The organism is Lentzea sp. NPDC037011 (genome assembly GCF_055607425.1).
Window position 1 is genome coordinate 321,867 of record NZ_JBVJRT010000010.1, and the last position, 18,497, is coordinate 340,363.

Sequence of the window (18,497 nt, forward strand, 5' to 3'; positions counted from 1 at the left end):
TTCGTCATGCAGAAGCGTCAGCTCGGCAGCACCGGCCCGGTCGTGTCCGCGCTCGGGTTGGGCTGCATGGGCATGTCCAACGCGTACGGACCGGCCGATCGGGACGAGAGCATCGCCACGATCCACGCCGCCCTGGACGCCGAGGTCACGCTGCTCGACACCGGTGACTTCTACGGTCAGGGCCACAACGAGCTGCTGATCCGCGAGGCGATCAAGGGCCGCCGCGACGAGGTCCAGCTCAGCGTCAAGTTCGGCGGCATGCGAGACCGCGCGGGGGCGTTCATCGGGTTCGACACCCGGCCCGCGGCGGTGGCCAACTTCCTGGCCTACTCGCTGGAGCGGCTCGGCACGGACTACGTGGACGTCTACCGGCCGGCGCGGCTCGACCCGGCCGTGCCGATCGAGGAGACGGTCGGCGCGATCGCCGAGCAGATCGAGAAGGGGTGGGTGCGGCACATCGGGTTGTCGGAGGTGGGCGCGGAGACGCTGCGCCGGGCGCACGCCGTGCACCCGATCACGGACCTGCAGATCGAGTACGGCGTGCTCAGCAGGGGCATCGAGGCGGAGATCCTGCCCACGGCCCGGGAGCTGGGCATCGGCATCACCGCGTACGGGGTGCTGTCGCGCGGGCTCATCTCGGCCACGCCGAGCAAGGAGTTCGCGGCGAACGACTGGCGCAGCCACACGCCGCGGTTCCAGGGCGACAACCTCACCCACAACCTCGGCCTGGTCGAGAAGCTCGCCGGGATCGCCGCCGACAAGGGCGTCACGGTGGCCCAGCTGGCCATCGCGTGGGTGCTGGCGAAGGGCGACACCGTGGTGCCGCTGATCGGCACGACGAAGCGTGCGAGGCTGGGCGAGGCGATCGGCGCGCTCGACGTCGAGCTCACCGAGCAGGAGCTGCGGGAGATCGACACCGTCGTCCCGGTCGGGGCGGCCGCGGGCACGCGGTACGCCGCCGAGCAGATGGCGATGCTGGACAGCGAGAGGTGAGGACGTGGCGGAGGCGTTGACCGGGGAGGCGATCCTCGTGGCGACCGAAGAGGTCCTGCGCAGGTACGGGCCGGCCAAGGCGACGGTGGTCGACGTCGCCAAGGCGCTCGGGGTGAGCCACGGCAGCGTCTACCGCCACTTCCCGACCAAGGCGGCGCTGCGGGAGGCCGTGACGCGCCGGTGGCTCGACCACACCCACCGGGAGTTCGCCGCGATGTCGGACCACGGGGGCAGCGCGTCCGACCGGCTGCGCGCGTGGCTGCAGGAGCTGTTCGACCGCAAGCGGCGCGCGCACCTGGAGGAACCCGAGCTGTTCGAGACGTTCCAGGTGCTGGTCAAGGAGAGCGACAGCATCCCGGAGTACCACGTCGGGCACATGGTGGAGCTGCTCGCACGCATCATCCGCGCGGGAGTGGAAACCCAGGAGTTCATGGCGGACGACGTCGCTGTGACGGCACAGGCGGTGTGGGACGCGACGGACCGGTTCCACCACCCGAGCCACGCGCCCGAGTGGGGGGATCCTCACATTCAGGCCGCGTTCGACGCCGTCGTCTCCCTGGTGATCGCTGGACTGCGGTACAACCGAGGTCCGAGTTCCGCAGGCGATGCTTGAGGGTCACGGAGGTGAGCGGTGCCGCCTGACGAGTGGATCGACCTGCTGGGAGCGCCCGAGCGGCGTCCGGACCCGGTTGACTGGGACGCGGTCCGGGCACGGCTGGGCACACCCCTGCCGACCGACTACGTGCACCTCGCGGAGGCGTACCCGCCGCTCATCGTGGGCGGCTACGTCCGCATCCTGCACCCCACGGCACGTGCGGGGTTCATGAACTGGATGTCGCAGGCGCCCAAGGTCCTGCGGGCGGTGCGACGCCAGCCGGGGCTGCGGGCCCACCCGGAGCAGCCGGGGCTGCTGCCGTGGGGCACGACGCTGGGCGGCGACCACTGCCTCTGGTACACCGCCGGCGAGCCGGACGAGTGGACCGTCGTGATCACCGACCTGCGGCAGAGCTGGTCCTACGACGGCACGTTCTCGTCGTTCGTGCGGAAGTTCCTGACCGGGGAGATCCGCTGCCCGATCTTCCCGGACGACGTCCCCGGCGGCTCAAAACCGTTCCAGGAGCCCTAGCCCGAAGTGCACGCGGGGAGCTTTCGTACTCCACTGGAGCACGGGAGGTCCCCGCGTGCGGTCCGCCGCAACGGAAGTCACGCGGGAGTCCCGCGTTTCCCTTGGGGGAACGCGGGGCCCCTGCGTTCCCCTGGGGTCAGCTTGTTGCGGCGGTTACCAGGGCGGTGCCGCTGCCGGTGCGGCCGGTGACGGACAGCGCGGCCTCGCCCAGCGGCTCCGCGGAGACGTCGAGGTCGCTGCGCGCCGCACCGGACGTGGACACCAGGTCGATCTTGGCCAGCGTGCCGGAGCGGATGCCGACGCGGATGTTGCCCGAGCCGGTGCCGAGCTGGATGTCGCCCGCGGCGGCGTCGGCCACGGTCAGGTCACCGCTGCCGGTGCGCACCATGACGTCACCCTGCACCGCGCCCAGCCACACGTCGCCGGTACCGGTGATGAGCACGGCGTTGTCGCCCACGGACGACACCTCGACGTCACCGCTGCCGGTCTTGGCCTTGAGGCGGGCGAGCATCGTGCCGAGGCGGACCGTGCCCGACCCCGAGTTGATCTTTGCCTCACCGGTCGCGCGGTCGACGTTCACCGCGCCGGTGCCGGTGTTCAGGTCGACCCGGCCGGCCTCACCGGTCACCGACACGTCGGCGGCACCGGTCTTGGACTGCACGTGCGAGCCCGCCGGTGCCGTCACGACGACCGACAGCGGCACCGCGCGCAACGGCAGCGCCTTCGACGACTCGATGCGCAGCCGGTTGCCCAGCAGCTCCACGCGGGCGTCCCGCACGGCCTCCTCCGGCCCGGCGACCGGGGTGCCCCGGTCGGAACCGAACTGGCCGCTGACCCAGCTGAGCACGCTCGACAGGCCCTCGGTCCAGGTGTTGCCCGCCGCCGGGTCGTGGCGCACCTCGACGTGCACGCCCGGCTCGTTGACCAGGTGCACCTGCACCCGGCCGCTGAGCAGCGAGATGTCGATCTCCGCGACACCCGCGAACTCGAAGCTCTGCTGCCGCACGACGGCGGTCGGCCCACTCGACGGATCGGTCATCCCGCTCACCCCTGCACCCATCCGCGGACGCGCGAGCCGGAGCCGCCCTGTCCGCTCGGCCCCTTGTGCTGCTGCTTCCAGTGCTCGCGGTGCTTGCCCTGGATGGCACCGCCGACGGCCTGCTGGATGAACGAGTTCAGCGACACGCCCTGGGCGGCCGCGGCCTGCTCGGCCTTCGCCTTCAGCTCGTTGATCATCCGCAGCGTGATGCGGCTGATGTCACCGGTGGCGTCACCGGCGACGTACGGTGGTGGCACGTCCTGCTGCGGCCCGCTGTCCTGCTCGGGGGCCGAACCGGTGACGACCACCTGGACGTCGCGGCCGGCCAGCCTGACCTCCACGACCTGGCCGTCCAGCGAGGCGGTGACCTCGGCTGCCAGGTCCGACAGTGCGTTCATGATTGCCAGTCGCGCGGCTGGCTCGAGCGCTGCGGACAACGCGGCGGCCGTTCGACGGGTGCTTTCGTCCCCCGCAGATGCGGCCGTCGCCAGGTCCTCGCGCAGTGACGCGATGTAGGGCGACAGATCCATGACACCACTATGACGTCACTCGTGGTGTCGCGCAAGCACCGGCTAGTGTCGGCACCATGCCGAGAGTGCGTTTGGTGGCGAAAACCGAGTTCATCCCGCCGGACGACGTGCCGTGGACGACCGACGCGGACGGCGGCGCGGCGCTCGTCGAGTTCGCCGGACGGGCCTGCTACCAGTCCTGGGACCGGTCCAACCCCATGACGAACACGAACGCGACGTTCCTGCACCACCTGCTCGACGTCGGGCACCTGGCCGCGTTCGAGCACGGCAGCGCCACCCTCTACCTGACCGAGCTGCCCCGCTCGCTCACCCACGAGCTGATCCGGCACCGGCACTTCTCGTACTCGCAGCTCTCCCAGCGCACCGACCCGACCGACGTCGTCGAGCCCGCGCTGATCGCGGCGGACCCCGAGCTGCACGCGCGGTTCGTCGCGGCCACCGACGCCAGCCTGCGCGCCTACGAGGACCTGGTGCACAGCCTGGAGAAGACCGTCAACGGCCGGCGCGCGCGGCAGATCGCCCGGTCCGTGCTGCCGAACGCGACCGGCACCGAGATCGTCGTCACGGGCAACTACCGCTCGTGGCGGCACTTCATCGCGATGCGCGCCACCGAGCACATCAACGTGGAGCTGCGCGAACTGGCCGTGGCGTGCCTGCGCGAGCTGACGAAGGCCGCGCCGAACGCGTTCGCCGACTTCGTCGTCTCGACACTCCCGGACGGCACCGAAGTTGCCTCCAGCCCGCTGGTCGTTGAAGGCTGACGGTCATGAAGCGGCTCATCGTGGACGTCCGCCCCGGCGGGTACACCGTCACGCGCCTGGCACCCGGCACCCCGCTGCCCGCAGGGCTGCTGGACCTGACCGACGTCCTGGTGTCCGTGACCAGGACCCCGGACGAGGTGTCGGTCATCGCGCCGTCGTCGTTCGAGCTGCCCGCAGACACCGCCGAGGAGGGCTGGCGGCTGCTCACCGTGCGCGGGCCGCTGGAGTTCACCCTGACCGGCATCATGGCCGCGCTGGCCGGTGAGCTGGCGGCGGCGGGCGTCCCGTTGTTCGCGCTGTCCACTTACGACACCGACCACCTGCTGGTGAAGCAGAGCGACCTCGACCGCGCTGTCGTCGCGCTGCGTGCCGCAGGTCACGAACTGGTTGTAGCGCCGGAAGCGTAGGAACCGATCCTCCAGTCGGCGGGTCTGAAGTACCGTCAACGCCCCCCGGTTCCGAGGTCGTAGGAGCGCACGTTGCACGGACAGGCTGTCGAACCGCGCGTCATCGCGGGCAGGTACGCCCTGGTGGCCGAGCTCGGCCGCGGTGGCATGGGCATCGTGTGGCGCGCACAGGACCGTCACATCGGGCGTTTCGTCGCCATCAAGGAACTGCACCTGCCGGACGGCCTCGCGCACGAGGAACGCCGTGTGCTCGAAGAGCGCGCTCTGCGTGAAGCGCGCACGGCCGGCAAGTTGAACGATCCCGGCATCGTGACCGTCTACGACGCGATCAACGAGAACGGCACGACGTACATCGTCATGGAGCTGGTCGAGGCGGCCACGCTCTCGACGTTGATCAGCACGCACGGCCCGATGCCGCCGAACCAGGTCGTGTCGATCGCGCTGCAGGCGTTGTCCGCGCTGGAGACCGCGCACCAGGCGAAGATCGTGCACCGCGACGTCAAGCCCGGCAACCTGATGGTCCGCCCGGACGGCAAGCTCAAGCTCACCGACTTCGGCATCGCCCAGGCCGTCGACGACCCGCGCCTCACCACCAGCGGCAGCCTCATCGGCTCGCCCGCCTACATGGCACCGGAACGCATCCACGGCCACGAGGCCGGCCCCGCGTCCGACCTGTGGGCGCTGGGCGCGACGCTCTGCTACGCCGTCGAGGGCTGGAGCCCGTTCGAGCGCTCCTCCACGGCCTCCACGCTGCACGCGATCATGAGCGAGACCCCGCGCCTGACCAGGGCCACCGGCGTGCTCGGCGCGGTGATCACCGGTCTGCTGATCGCCGACCCGAACGCCCGCCTGTCCGGCCCGCAGGCCCGCGCCATGCTCTCCAGCATCGGCAACCAGCCCACGCCGCCCACCGGCATCCCGCCGGTCGCGACGCAGCAGTACCAGCAGAACACCGCGGCCGTGGACCCGGCGAAGAAGAAGCGCACCCGCATCATCGCGTCGGTGGCGGCCGCGGCCATCGCCGTCGCGGCGTTCGTCGGCGGCATCTACACGCACAGCTGGTTCACCTCGCCCACGAGCGGCGGCACCAGCGCCATGACCTACGGCGAGGGCGGCGAGGTGCCGGTGTTCGCCCTGTACGAGAACTACTGCGGCGTCGGTGAGGTCGCGCCCACCAAGCAGCTCGACTCCGACGCCCGCGAGGAGTGCGACAAGCCGCACGACTTCGAGGTGTTCGACGCGATCGACCTGCTGCCGGTGTCGTCGAGCCTCCCGGACGCGGCCTACCCTGGCGTCGAGGCGCTGAAGGACGTCGGCATCCCGCGCTGCCAGCTCGTGCTCGACTCGCAGTGGATCAAGGACGGCTCGAAGCTGAAGATGTCCGTCCTGGTGCCCTCGCAGTCGGCGTGGGAGAAGGACAAGAGCGGCAGCGCCCAGCGCAAGGTCTTCTGCGTCGCCGGCACCAAGGACGGCAGCAAGCTCGACGGCAGCATCAGCGCGAAGAAGGACAGCTGACGGTGAAAAGACGGGTCATCTCGTTGTTGCTGGTCCTCGGCTGCGCGGCCACGTTGCCCGCGTGCGCGAACAACGAGGACAGGTTCGTCTCCGAGCTCAAGGCCGCCGGTTTCACCAACCCCGGCGAGCCCAGCACGGAGAAGGAGAAGAAGACCAAGAAGATCGGCAAGCGCACGGTCAAGTCCTCGGAGAAGACCATCGAGGTCGTCGTCCGGGTGAAGGGCTGCGACCTGGAGTTCGCCAAGACCTCCGGCCAGTCCGGCTACTGGCTGGACGAGCTGCACGTCAACGGCCAGGAACCGGACTGGCCCGACTACCCGGAGAACCTCACCCGCGCCCAGACCGTGTCCCTGCTGGCCGGCGGCTCGGCCAAGCCGGCGGGCTTCACCGGCTGCTACAGGCCGAACGAGCCCTGACCCGGCTGTGGTGCAATGGAGGCGTTGCGCTGAGCCCGGCCAGGAGGACATGACGTGGGTCTAGCCCGCGACGAACGCAAAGCGCTCGTCGACCTGATGACCGAGCTCGGCCCGGACGCGCCGACCCTGTGCAGCCCCTGGCTGGCCAGGGACCTCGCCGCCCATCTGGCGATCCGCGAGCGCCGCCCGGACACCGCGCCGGGCATCCTCGTGCCCGCGTTCGCCAAGTGGACGGAGAAGGTCCAGGGCGAGTACGCGCACAAGGCGTGGAGCGAGCTGCTCGACCTCGTGCGCACACCGCCGTTCTGGATCCAGCCGGTCGACGAGCTGATCAACGCCGGCGAGTACTTCGTGCACCACGAGGACGTGCGCCGCGCACAGCCCGACTGGGAGCCACGCCCGTACGACGCCTCTCGTGAACGCGCGCTGTGGAAGCTGCTGCCGCTCACCGCGCGCATGACCTACCGCTCGTCGCCCGACGGGGTGACTTTGGTGCGGCCCGACGGCGAGCACGTCGTGGCCAAGCCGGGCGCGAACGGCGTGGTGATCACCGGTGAGGTGGCCGAGCTGGTCCTGCTGGCGTTCGGGCGCGACCAGGCGCGCGTCGAGTACAGCGGTGACGCCGCCGCCGTGGCACGCGTGCGGTCGGTGAACCGAAGTGTGTGACCTCGGGTAACGTTCCGCGCATGTCCGGAAGCCCGTACGCTGGGCCGAACCGCCCGTTCGGCCGCGTTCTCACCGCCATGGTCACGCCCTTCGACACGCGTGGCGAGGTCGACCTCGCCAAGGCGCAGGAGCTGGCGAAACACCTGGTGGACTCCGGCAACGACGGTCTGGTCGTCAACGGGACCACGGGGGAGAGCCCGACGACCACCGACCGGGAGAAGGCCGCGCTGATCACGGCGGTCGTCGAGGCCGTCGGCGACCGGGCGACCGTGGTGGCGGGTGCGGGCACTTATGACACGGCGCACAGCATCCACCTCGTGCAGCAGGCCGAGAAGGCGGGCGCGGACGGGGCACTGGTGGTGACGCCGTACTACTCGCGGCCGCCGCAGGAGGGGCTGCTGGCCCACTTCACGGCCGTGGCGGACGCGGCCGGGCTGCCGGTCATGCTCTACGACATCCCGCCGCGCGCGGTGGTGCCGATCGAGGTCGACACGATCCTGCGGCTCGCCGAGCACCCGCGGATCCTCGCCGTGAAGGACGCCAAGGGCGACCTGCACGCGGGCAGCCGGGTGATCGCGAGCACCGACCTCGCCTACTACTCGGGCGATGACCCGCTGAACCTGCCGTGGCTCGCCGTGGGCGCGGTCGGGTTCGTGAGCGTCATCGGCCACCTCGCCGCAGACCGCCTCCGCGACATGGCCGACGCCTACGAGAGCGGGGACGTGGTCAGGGCGAGGGAGCTCCACGAGTCGCTGCTGCCGCTGCTGCGACCCTTCCGCCGGGTTCCCGGCGTTACGTACACGAAGGCGGCGCTGCGCCTGCGCGGACTCGACGTGGGTGACCCGCGTCTTCCGCTCGTGCCGGCCGCCGCCGAGGACATCGAGGCCATCGCGGCCGAACTGGGAGTCAACGCGTGACCCACTCGACCGAACTGCCACCCGCACTGCCGGAAGGCGGCCTCCGCGTCGTCGCACTCGGCGGAATTGGCGAGGTCGGCCGCAACATGACCGTCTTCGAGCACGCCGGCCGGCTGCTCGTGGTCGACTGCGGCGTTCTGTTCCCCGAGGACGACCAGCCGGGCGTGGACCTGATCCTGCCCGACTTCCGCGCCATCGAGGACCGGCTCGACGACATCGACGCGATCGTCCTGACGCACGGTCACGAGGACCACATCGGTGCCGTGCCGTTCCTGCTGAAGCTGCGCCCCGACGTGCCCGTGGTCGGCTCGCGCTTCACGCTGGCGCTGCTCGCCGCCAAGTGCAAGGAGCACCGCCAGAACCCGCGGCTCGTCGAGGTGAAGGAGGGCGAACGCCACCCCTTCGGCCCGTTCGAGCTGGAGTTCTTCGCCGTCAACCACTCGATCCCGGACGCGCTGGCCGTCGCCATCCGCACCGCCGCGGGCCTGGTGCTGCACACCGGTGACATCAAGCTCGACCAGCTGCCGCTCGACGGCAGGCTGACCGACCTCGCCGGGTTCTCGCGGCTGGGCGACGAGGGCGTGGACCTGTTCCTCGTCGACTCGACGAACGCCGAGGTGCCCGGTTTCGTGGTGCCCGAGCGCGAGATCGGCCCGGTGCTCGAGAACGTGATCCGCAAGGCGGACCAGCGGGTCATCGTCGCCTGCTTCGCCTCGCACGTGCACCGCGTCCAGCAGGTCCTCGACGTGGCCGTGCAGTACAAGCGCAAGGTCGCCTTCGTGGGCCGGTCGATGGTCCGCAACATGGGCATCGCGTCCGAGCTGGGCTTCCTGAACGTGCCGGACGGCCTGTTCGTCGACCTCGACGTGGCCATGCGGATGGAGGAGGACGAGGTCCTCTTCGTCTCCACCGGGTCGCAGGGCGAGCCGCTGTCGGCGCTGTCGCGCATGGCCCGCGGTGAGCACCGGCAGATCTCGATCCGCGAGGGCGACACGGTGATCCTCGCGTCGTCGCTGATCCCCGGCAACGAGAACGCGGTCTTCAACGTCGTCAACGGCCTCGCGAAGCTCGGCGCCACCGTGGTGCACCAGGGCAACGCCAAGGTCCACGTCTCCGGCCACTCGCCCGCGGGTGAGCTGCTGTTCCTCTACAACGCGGTGCGCCCGTCGAACGTCATGCCGGTGCACGGCGAGTGGCGCCACCTGCGCGCGAACGCCGCTCTGGCCGTGGCGACCGGTGTGGCCGAGGACCACGTCGTGATCGCCGAGGACGGTGTCGTCGTCGACCTCGTGGACGGCAAGGCGGCCGTGAGCGGACGTGTCGTCGTCGGTCACGTGTACGTCGACGGCCTGTCCGTGGGCGATGTGGGCGAGTCGACGCTGTCGGACCGGCTGGTGCTGGGCGAGGGCGGGTTCATCTCGATCTCCGTCGCGATCGACCGGACGACCGGCAGGGCCGTCACGGCGCCGACGATCTCCGGGCGCGGGTTCTCCGACGACCCGAAGGCGCTGGAGGCGGTCGTCCCGCTGGTGGAGATGGAGCTGGCGCGCACCGAGGCCGAGGGCATCACCGACACCCACCGGATCGCGCAGGCCGTGCGCCGCGTGGTCGGGCGCTGGGTCGCGGAGGCCTACCGGCGCCGGCCGATGATCGTGCCGACCGTCATCCCCGTCTGATCATCGGTCCGATTTCCGTGACCCTGCTGTGACCTGCGTCCCCCTCGTCCGATAAAGTTTGGTCCCAGACCTTGGACGAGGGGGACGCCCATGGCCGCAGACATCGTCTTCAACCCACCCGGCAAGCCGGACATCTACCTGCCGCCGATCTTCACCTGGCACGACCCGTTCGGGCTGCCGTTCGCCGTCGAGATCACCAAGCCGATGGTGCTGCTGGTGCTGTCGATCGTGATCATCACGGTCTTCTTCCTGGCCACGACGAGGAAGTTGACGGTCGTGCCCGGCCGCTGGCAGTTCGCCGCCGAGTCGATCTACGACTTCGGGCGCAACAACATCGCACGGGAGCAGATCGGCGCGAAGGAGTTCGCGCCGTACGTGCCGTTGATCGTCAGCATCTTCTGCTTCGTGCTGGTGAACAACCTCTACGGGCTGGTGCCGCTGGTCCAGTTCCCGACGATGACGCACTTCGGGTTCCCGGTGGCGGTGGCGCTGCTCATCGTCTTCCCGCTCTACCACTTCGTGGGCATCAGGAAGTTCGGGCTGCGCGGCTACCTGCGCAACCAGTTCGTCATCGAGGGCGTGCCGAAGCCGGTGCTGTGGGGCCTGCTGATCCCGACCGAGGTCATCCTCAAGTTCTTCTTCGACCCGGTGAACCTCGCGATCCGGGTGTTCGCGGCGATGTTCGCGGGCCACCTGCTGGTGCTCGTGTTCACCCTCGGCAGCGAGTTCCTGTTGCTGCAAACCAACGTGTGGCTCAAGCCGGTGTCATTGCTCGGGTTCGCGCTCGCCATCGCGATCGTGTTCCTGGAAGCGTTGATCCAGGTGCTCCAGGCGTACATCTTCGCCACGCTGTCGGCGCACTACATCGGCCGCGCGCTCGCCGCGCACCACTGAGCCGCTAGGGGCGCTGGCACACCAGGTGCAGCGACTCCTCGGGCATGGCGCCGGGGTAGGACGGGGTGAACACCGGCCGGCTCCGGCGCACGACCCGCAGGCCGACCTCGCCGAGGTGCGCCTCGAAGTTCTCCTCGGAGAACGAGGACACCTCGATCTCCTGCCCCATCCAGGGCAGCCTGACCTGTTCGACGTCGATCGCCACGGTGGCCAGGAAGAAGTGGCCACCGGGCCGCAACCAGGTCGAGACGCGGCCGAGGGTGTCGATGATCTCCGCCTGCGTCATCTGCAGCAGCGAGAAGACGGCGCAGATGACGTCCCAGGAACCGGGCGGCGACTCGAAGTCGCGGATGTCGATCTTGTGGAACGTCGCGTCGGGGACCTGCTCGGTGGCGAGGTCGACCATGACGGGCGAGACGTCCAGACCGGTGACCCTCATGCCCGCCTTGGCGAGCGTGCGGGCGACCGGAACGCCGGTGCCGCACCCGATGTCGAGCACGCGCGAGCCGGCCGGCTGGGTCGCCGCGAACCAGGCGAGGGTGCCGTGCAGGGCCGGCTGGTGCGACCATGCTCGTTGGTACTCCAGCCCCAGCGTGTCGAACACCTCGGCCGCGTTCATCCCCGCCCCCCTCATTTCGGCCCAATCCACCTGATGTGAAGTGTGGAGAAGGGCTCTGCACGGACTCTGGATGGCTTCTGGACGAACCCTGACGGTAGGTTGCTAGCTGACTGCGGACAGCGACGAAGTGGGACAAAGGGTGCAGAACGAGTTGCGCGTCAGTCTGCTGGGCGCGCTCGCGGCGACCGTGGCCGGCCAGGAGCTCACCCTCGGGCCGCCCAGGCAGCGCGCCGTGCTGGCGGTGCTCGCGTTGCGCGCCAACCACGTCGTGTCCCGCAGTGAGCTGATCGACGCGGTCTGGGGTGACGAGCCGCCGGCCAGCGCCGACAACGGCATCCACACCTACGTCGCCGGTCTGCGGCGCCTCTTCGAGCCGGGCAGGGCCTCGCGCGCGCCGAGCTCGGTGCTGCTCTCCACGGACACCGGGTACCTGCTGAGGCTGCCCGCCGACGCGAACGACGTCGCGATGTTCCGCGCCCACCTGGACGAGGCCGGGCGGTTGCGCCGTGAGCCGGCGGCCGCCATCAGAGCGTTCGACGCCGCCCTCGGGCTGTGGCGCGGCGTTGCCCTGGAGGGTGTGCCCGGGCCGTTCGCCGCGGTCGAACGCGCGCGCCTGACCGAACTGCGGCTCACGGCCGTGGAACAGCGTGCGGCGCTGATGCTGTCCGTCGGGCGTGAGGCGGAGGTGGCGGCGGAGCTGACGACGTTGATCAACGCACACCCGCTGCGGGAGAGGCTGCACGGCCTGCTGATGTCCGCGCTGTACCGCGGTGGCCGGCAGGCCGAGGCGCTGGCGGTCTTCGCGGACCTGCGCCGGCTGCTGGTCGAGGAGCTCGGCATCGAGCCCGGTCCCGAGCTGCGGCAGCTGCACGAGCAGCTGCTGGTCGGCCGGCACGAGCCGCAGCCGGAACCGGTCGCCCCCGCGCTGGTGCCGGTCCAGCTGCCGCACGAGATCCGCGACTTCACCGGCCGTGCGAAGGAGCTCGCGAAGCTCGCCGAGGTCGTGCCGCACGACCACAACCCGGCGCTCGTCGCCATCACCGGCACCGGCGGTGTCGGCAAGACCGCGCTGGCCGTGCGGTTCGCGCACCAGGTCGCCGAGCGGTTCCCGGACGGGCAGCTGCACGTCGACCTGCGCGGGTTCGACGCCTCGTCGCCGCCGGTGCAGCCCGCCGCCGCGCTGCACCAGCTGTTGCAGAGCCTCGGCGTGCCGCCTGAGCGCATTCCGGAGGACCTGCCCGCGAAGTCCGCGCTGTACCGCAGCGTGCTGGCGGGCAAGCGCGTGCTGGTGCTGCTCGACAACGCGCGGCTGGCCGAGCAGGTCCGCCCGCTGCTGCCCGGCCGGTCGTCGTCGATGGTGCTGGTGACCTCCCGCAACCACCTCGGCGGTCTCGTCGCCCGCGACGGCGCGCACCCGGTGACGCTGTCGACGCTGACCCGTGACGAGGCGCTGGCGCTGCTGACCTCCGCCGTCGGCCCCGACCGCGTCGCCGCCGAGCCCGAGGCGGCCGCGCGGCTCGTCGAGCTGTGCGGTCACCTGCCGCTGGCGGTGCGGATCGCGGCCGAGCGCGTCGTCACCCGCCCGCACCTGACCCTGGCCGACCTGGCCGGCGACCTCGCCGACGAACGCGACCGCCTCAACGTCCTCGCGACCGGCGACGACGAGGACACCGCCGTGCGCGCCGCGTTCTCGTGGTCCTACCTGGCCCTCAAACCCGACGCGGCGCGGATGTTCCGGCTCATCGGCCTGCACCCCGGTGCCGAGATCAGCCTCGCCGCGGCCGCCGCGCTGGCCGGAGTCCCCTCGTCGCGCGCGCGGACCCTGCTCGACGTGCTGGCCGGCGGCCACATGCTGGAGGAGGTCGCCCGCGGCCGTTTCCGCCTGCACGACCTGCTGCGCCTGTACGCCACCGAGCTCAGCGCCACCGAGGAGTCCGGCACCGGCCGCTCCGAGGCCGTGACCCGCCTGCTGCGGTGGTACGCCGACACCGCGAACGCCGCCGGTCTCGCCATCTCCCCGCCCGACCACCCGGCGTTCCTGTTGCCGCCGCTGTCCACTCAGGACTTCACGTCGCACGACGACGCCTTCGGCTGGTGCCGCGCGGAGTCCGCGAACCTGCTCGCCGTGACCCGCCTCGCCGAGGACGCGCACTCCTCCACCGCCTGGCAGATCCCCGTCGCGCTGTGGAACTACTTCATCGTCTCCAGCGCGCTCGACGAGTGGACCCGCACCTACCGCGTCGCCGAACGCGCCGCCGCCGTCGACGGCAACCAGGCCGCCCGCGCCTGGGCGGTGCACGGCCTGGGCCTCGCCGCCTGCCGCGGCCAGCGCTTCGCCGACGCGCTGGAGCTCTTCGACCGGGCCCTCGCACTCCGCCGCGACATCGATGACCGCGTCGGCGCCGCCTGGAGCCTGACGGGCCTCGGCATGGCCTACGGCGGCCTGCGCCAGTTCGACCTCGCCGTCGACCGCTTCCGCCTCGCCCTCGACCAGCACGCCGCGGTCGGCTCGTGGTTCGGCGAGGGCGGCACGCGGCTGTTCCTGAGCGACATCCTGCGGTCCGCCTGCCAGTTCGAAGCGTCGCTCGCGTCCGCACGGATGGCCTACGACCTGATGGACTCCCACAGCGCCGTGCACGGCAAGGCGATGGCGCTGGTGAGCATCGGCCGCGCCCAGCTCCGCCTCGGCGCACGCGCCGAGGCCCGCGACTCGTTCCGCACCGCCGTCGAGGCCCTGCGGGTGCTGGGGGACCGCAAGAGCCTGGCGGAGGCGCTGCACGGCCTGGGGGAGACCAGCTCCGGGCAGCCCGAGGTGGCGCGCACGCACCTGCTGGAAGCGCTGACGATCTACGAGGACTACGACCACCCGTTGACGGCGGAGGTCCGGGCCCGGTTGCACGAGCTGGCCTAGGAGCACCTGGGGGAGATCCCTGATGCGTAGCGAGCCGATGTGTAGGCACACTACACGTCATGGCGAAGCGGTTGAGGACGTTGGTGGTGTGGCTGCACGTCGTGACGTCGGTGGGCTGGCTCAGCCAGGCCGTCGCGTTGCTGGCGTTGGTGCTCTACGGCCTGAAGACCGGTGACGGCAGCGCTTTTCGCATGGCGCGGGTGCTGGACCACCGGGTGCTGGCGTTCATGGGGGCGGCCAGTGCGTTCACCGGCATGATGCTCAGCGCCACGACGCCATGGGGGTTCTTCCGGCACTGGTGGGTGACCGCGAAGTTCGCGATCACCGTCGTGCAGCTCTACGCGGGGATCTTCATCCTGAGCGACAACCTCGAAGCGGCGGCCAGCGGGCACGTCACGCCGTGGCTGCCGGTCGGGACGGCGTGCATGATCAGCGCGTTCTCGTTCCAGACGTGGCTCAGCGTCGCGAAGCCCTGGGGGCGCACGCCGTGGGCGGACCCGGGGGTCAAGCTGCCCGCGGCGAGCGCGAAGGCGTTCGCGCTGGCGCTGGTCGTGCCCGCGGCAGACTTGGCGATCGGGCTCTGGGCGGGCAGCCCGGCGCCGTTCCTCATGCTGGTCACGGTGATCGCCTACGCGGTCAGGCGGGCCGCCAGGGGGAGACGCCGGTGGTCGGGCGGGTCGGGTCCTGGAAGCGCGGCAGGTCGGGCTCGTCCAGGCGCAGCGGCACCAGGTTCTCGGTGATGGCGCGCATGATGCGCTCGTGCGCGCGGCGGGCGTCGCCCATCGTGTCCGCGGACAGGTCACCGAGCTCGACCGGCTTGCCGAAGTGCACCTTGAAGGTCGGGCGCTTGCGGACCGCGGAGAACCACGACGTCAGGTACGGCAGGAGGTCCCGCCACCCGTTGACGTGCAGGTTGCCCCAGTACACCGCCTCGTGCGCGCCCCACTGGCTGATGGGGATCACCGGGATGTCGCCGCCCAGCGCCATGCGGGCGACACCGGTCTTGCCGCGCTCGGGCCACATGCCGGGGTCGAGGGTGATCTTGCCCTCGGGGTAGACGGCGATCGGGTCGCCGCCGTTGCGCAACGCCGCGACGGCGCGGTGCATGGCCTCACCGGCGTTCGCCGACGCGCGGTCGACGCGCAGGTGACCGCACGCCTTCAGGGCCGGGCCCATGACCGGGGCGTCGAGCAGGCCGCCGGCGAGCATGAACCGCGGGTTGATCCCGACCTTGCGGCACGCGGCGATCAGCACGAACGGGTCGAGGTTGCCGATGTGGTTCGAGGCGAGCAGCAACGGCTTGCCGAGCAGATCCGGTGGCACGTCACCGGAAACCTCGAGCTTGCCGGTCAGCGCGACGAGGCCGCGGTCGACCACCATGAGCACGCGCCAGAAGAGCGGTGTGGACACGCGGGGCAGCGTACGGCGTGTCGGATCGTCTTCGTGCACGAACAGGTGAACGATGGGGTTTCGCGCGCGTCCCAGTTGCGAACGAGGCTGGTGAGGCGCAAGGGACTACCTTGTACACATGGCCGGGCGCACAGGGACTTCGAGAAAGACCACGTCACGCGGCAAAGCACCAGCGAAGCCACGGGCGCGGTCCACCGCGTCCAGAAAGCCCCCCGCGCGCAAGAGCGGCGGCGCCGTCAGCGCCGTGTGGGGCGGCGTGGGACGGGGCGTCGGCAGTGTGGTGCGCACGGTGAGCCGCACCAAGGACCTCGATCCCGAGCACCGCCGTGACGGGCTCGGGCTGCTGCTGATCGCACTGGCGTTCATCACCGGTGCCGGTGTGTGGTGGCAGGCGGGTGGTCCCGTCGGCCAATGGGTGGACGTCGCCGTGCGCAGCTCCGTCGGGTTCCCCGCGGTGATCGTGCCGGTGGTGTTGCTGGGCATCGGCATCACGTTGATGCGCACCGACGCCGTGCCCGACGCGCGGCCGCGGCTGATCATCGGCTCGCTGCTGATGATGATCGGCGTGCTCGGCATGTTCCACCTCATCGGCGGCCTGCCGATGGACCCCGTCGCCCGCCGCGACGCCGGTGGCGCCCTCGGCTACCTGGCCGGCGGGTTCCTGGCGCAGGGCCTCACGTCCTGGGTCGCGGGACCGTTGCTGTTCCTGATCTTCTCCTACGGCCTGCTGGTCGTGACGCACACGCCGATCCGCCAGGCGCCCGAGCGGATCCGGTCCCTGCTGCACCCGCGGCAGAAGACCGACGTGTTCGCGGACGAGGACGACGAGCTGCCGGAGGAGGAGCCGAAGCCGGTCAAGCTGCGGCGTCCGTCGCGCCGCCGCCAGGCCGTGGCGCCGGTGGAGCCGGAACCGGAGATCGAGCTGCCGCTGGAGGAACCGGAACCGGAACCGGCGCCGAAGCCCGCGCCGAAGGAGTCCGCGAAGAAGGCACCCGCACCGGCGATGGCCGTGCGGGCCGTCGAGGGCGACTACCAGCTGCCGCCGCCGACCATCCTCAAGGACGGCGACGCGCCCAAGGCCCGCAGCAAGGCCAACGACCAGATGATCGAGGCCATCACCGGCGTCCTCGACCAGTTCTCGATCGACGCCCAGGTCACCGGCTTCACCCGCGGCCCGACGGTCACGCGCTACGAGGTCGAGCTCGGCCCCGGCGTGAAGGTCGAGAAGATCACCGCGCTGACCAAGAACATCGCCTACGCGGTCGCGACCGACAACGTCCGGCTGCTCGCACCGATCCCCGGCAAGTCCGCGGTCGGCATCGAGGTCCCGAACAGCGACCGCGAGATGGTGCGCCTCGGCGACGTGCTGCGCGCCGGCTCGACGGTCAAGGACACGCACCCGATGGTGATCGGCCTCGGCAAGGACATCGAGGGCCACATGGTCACCGCGAACCTGACGAAGATGCCGCACCTGCTGGTCGCGGGCTCCACGGGTTCCGGCAAGTCGTCGTTCGTGAACTCGATGCTGGTCTCGCTGCTGGCCCGCGCGACGCCCGACGAGGTCAGGATGATCCTCATCGACCCGAAGATGGTCGAGCTGACGCCGTACGAGGGCATCCCGCACCTGATCACGCCGATCATCACGCAGCCGAAGAAGGCCGCGGCGGCACTGGCGTGGCTCGTCGAGGAGATGGAGCAGCGCTACCAGGACATGCAGGTCAACCGGGTGCGCCACATCGACGACTTCAACCGCAAGGTGAAGTCCGGCGAGATCAGCGCACCCCCCGGTTCCGAACGCGTGTACCGCCCGTACCCGTACATCATGGCGATCGTCGACGAGCTCGCCGACCTGATGATGACCGCGCCGCGCGACGTGGAGGACGCCATCGTCCGCATCACGCAGAAGGCGCGTGCCGCGGGCATCCACCTGGTGCTGGCGACGCAGCGCCCGTCGGTCGACGTCGTGACCGGCCTGATCAAGACGAACGTGCCGTCACGGCTGGCGTTCGCGACCTCCTCGCTGACCGACTCGCGGGTCATCCTCGACCAGCCCGGCGCCGAGAAGCTGATCGGCATGGGCGACGGCCTGTACCTGCCGATGGGCGCGGGCAAGCCGGTGCGCATCCAGGGCGCGTTCGTGGGCGACGAGGAGATCGCCCAGATCGTCGACTTCACCAAGAACCAGGCACAGCCCGAGTACACCGACGGCGTCACCGCGGCCAAGGCCGGCGAGAAGAAGGAGATCGACGCCGACATCGGCGACGACCTCGAACTGCTCGTCCAGGCCACCGAGCTGATCGTGACCTCGCAGTTCGGCTCGACCTCGATGCTGCAGCGCAAGCTGCGGGTGGGCTTCGCGAAGGCCGGCCGGTTGATGGACCTGCTGGAGACGCGGGGCGTGGTCGGGCCGTCGGAGGGGTCGAAGGCGCGGGAGGTGCTGATCAAGCCGGACGAGCTGGAGTCGGTGATCTACCTGATGCGCGGTGGCGGGCCGGCCGAAGAGGACTAGGGCGTCTGAGGCCGTTCGGGCCTCGGGCGGGCTGACGGGCCCGGTGTGATGGGGCGGGCTTGGGGGCGTGAGGACTGGCTTGGCGAGGTCGGCTTGGCTGGGTCCGGC

General features: G+C 70.7%; 18 protein-coding genes. 14 read left to right on the forward strand and 4 right to left on the reverse strand.

Annotated elements, in window-relative coordinates:
- Positions 1-6 precede the first annotated feature (6 nt).
- Genes ACZ7CH_RS29940 through ACZ7CH_RS29950 form a run of 3 tightly spaced genes read left to right on the forward strand, consistent with a single transcriptional unit; the run spans position 7 to position 2,119 of the window.
- The gene (locus ACZ7CH_RS29940; protein ID WP_360390665.1) at positions 7-993 is read left to right on the forward strand and encodes an aldo/keto reductase; all 987 of its coding nucleotides are present in this window, start codon (positions 7-9) and stop codon (positions 991-993) included.
- A 4-nt stretch (positions 994-997) separates the two neighbouring features.
- A complete protein-coding gene (locus ACZ7CH_RS29945) occupies positions 998-1,606 on the forward strand; it encodes a TetR/AcrR family transcriptional regulator (protein ID WP_458430695.1) in 609 nt (202 codons plus the stop codon).
- An 18-nt stretch (positions 1,607-1,624) separates the two neighbouring features.
- The gene (locus ACZ7CH_RS29950) at positions 1,625-2,119 is read left to right on the forward strand and encodes a hypothetical protein (RefSeq protein WP_360390659.1); all 495 of its coding nucleotides are present in this window, start codon (positions 1,625-1,627) and stop codon (positions 2,117-2,119) included.
- Positions 2,120-2,255: 136 nt separating this feature from the next.
- Here ACZ7CH_RS29950 and ACZ7CH_RS29955 read toward each other — a convergent pair whose 3' ends face one another.
- Together ACZ7CH_RS29955 and ACZ7CH_RS29960 are read right to left on the reverse strand one after the other, a co-directional pair.
- Positions 2,256-3,158, reverse strand: a complete 903-nt coding sequence (locus tag ACZ7CH_RS29955) for a DUF4097 family beta strand repeat-containing protein (RefSeq protein ID WP_360390656.1) — start codon at positions 3,156-3,158, stop codon at positions 2,256-2,258.
- 5 nt (positions 3,159-3,163) lie between these two features.
- Complete coding sequence (locus ACZ7CH_RS29960; protein WP_360390654.1) at positions 3,164-3,688, reverse strand: toxin-antitoxin system HicB family antitoxin; 525 nt, start codon at positions 3,686-3,688, stop codon at positions 3,164-3,166.
- A gap of 56 nt (positions 3,689-3,744) precedes the next feature.
- On the opposite strand from ACZ7CH_RS29960, the gene thyX reads away from it, so the two are divergent.
- From thyX to atpB, 8 genes are all read left to right on the forward strand, one after another.
- A complete protein-coding gene (gene thyX / locus ACZ7CH_RS29965) occupies positions 3,745-4,449 on the forward strand; it encodes an FAD-dependent thymidylate synthase (protein WP_458430696.1) in 705 nt (234 codons plus the stop codon).
- Between the two features lie 5 nt (positions 4,450-4,454).
- Positions 4,455-4,856: an ACT domain-containing protein gene (locus ACZ7CH_RS29970; protein WP_470375470.1), complete on the forward strand. Its 402-nt coding sequence runs from the start codon at positions 4,455-4,457 to the stop codon at positions 4,854-4,856.
- A 72-nt stretch (positions 4,857-4,928) separates the two neighbouring features.
- On the forward strand, positions 4,929-6,371 hold the full coding sequence (locus tag ACZ7CH_RS29975) for a serine/threonine-protein kinase (protein WP_470375471.1): 1,443 nt from the start codon (positions 4,929-4,931) through the stop codon (positions 6,369-6,371).
- A gap of 2 nt (positions 6,372-6,373) precedes the next feature.
- The gene (locus ACZ7CH_RS29980) at positions 6,374-6,787 is read left to right on the forward strand and encodes a hypothetical protein (protein ID WP_470375472.1); all 414 of its coding nucleotides are present in this window, start codon (positions 6,374-6,376) and stop codon (positions 6,785-6,787) included.
- Positions 6,788-6,841: 54 nt separating this feature from the next.
- On the forward strand, positions 6,842-7,453 hold the full coding sequence (locus ACZ7CH_RS29985; protein ID WP_470375473.1) for a TIGR03085 family metal-binding protein: 612 nt from the start codon (positions 6,842-6,844) through the stop codon (positions 7,451-7,453).
- 20 nt (positions 7,454-7,473) lie between these two features.
- Positions 7,474-8,370 (forward strand): 4-hydroxy-tetrahydrodipicolinate synthase, encoded by an 897-nt coding sequence (gene dapA / locus ACZ7CH_RS29990; RefSeq protein WP_470375474.1) that lies wholly within the window; start codon positions 7,474-7,476, stop codon positions 8,368-8,370.
- On the forward strand, positions 8,367-10,046 hold the full coding sequence (locus ACZ7CH_RS29995) for a ribonuclease J (protein WP_360390636.1): 1,680 nt from the start codon (positions 8,367-8,369) through the stop codon (positions 10,044-10,046). Before dapA ends, ACZ7CH_RS29995 begins: the two co-directional genes overlap by 4 nt.
- Positions 10,047-10,136: 90 nt before the next feature.
- Positions 10,137-10,940 (forward strand): F0F1 ATP synthase subunit A, encoded by an 804-nt coding sequence (atpB, locus tag ACZ7CH_RS30000; RefSeq protein ID WP_470375475.1) that lies wholly within the window; start codon positions 10,137-10,139, stop codon positions 10,938-10,940.
- A gap of 4 nt (positions 10,941-10,944) precedes the next feature.
- Here atpB and ACZ7CH_RS30005 read toward each other — a convergent pair whose 3' ends face one another.
- Positions 10,945-11,559: a class I SAM-dependent methyltransferase gene (locus tag ACZ7CH_RS30005; protein WP_360390630.1), complete on the reverse strand. Its 615-nt coding sequence runs from the start codon at positions 11,557-11,559 to the stop codon at positions 10,945-10,947.
- Between the two features lie 139 nt (positions 11,560-11,698).
- Here ACZ7CH_RS30005 and ACZ7CH_RS30010 point away from each other — a divergent pair, with 139 nt between their 5' ends.
- Complete coding sequence (locus ACZ7CH_RS30010) at positions 11,699-14,470, forward strand: AfsR/SARP family transcriptional regulator (RefSeq protein ID WP_470375476.1); 2,772 nt, start codon at positions 11,699-11,701, stop codon at positions 14,468-14,470.
- 59 nt (positions 14,471-14,529) lie between these two features.
- Positions 14,530-15,210 carry a hypothetical protein gene (locus tag ACZ7CH_RS30015; protein ID WP_470375477.1) on the forward strand — a complete coding sequence of 227 codons (681 nt, stop codon included), beginning with the start codon at positions 14,530-14,532 and terminating at the stop codon, positions 15,208-15,210.
- Here ACZ7CH_RS30015 and ACZ7CH_RS30020 read toward each other — a convergent pair.
- Complete coding sequence (locus ACZ7CH_RS30020) at positions 15,107-15,880, reverse strand: lysophospholipid acyltransferase family protein (protein WP_458430703.1); 774 nt, start codon at positions 15,878-15,880, stop codon at positions 15,107-15,109. The genes ACZ7CH_RS30015 and ACZ7CH_RS30020 overlap by 104 nt on opposite strands.
- 118 nt (positions 15,881-15,998) lie before the next feature.
- On the opposite strand from ACZ7CH_RS30020, the gene ACZ7CH_RS30025 reads away from it, so the two are divergent.
- Entirely contained in the window at positions 15,999-18,389 is a 2,391-nt protein-coding gene (locus ACZ7CH_RS30025) for a DNA translocase FtsK (protein WP_470375478.1), read from the forward strand.
- Positions 18,390-18,497: the final 108 nt, after the last annotated feature.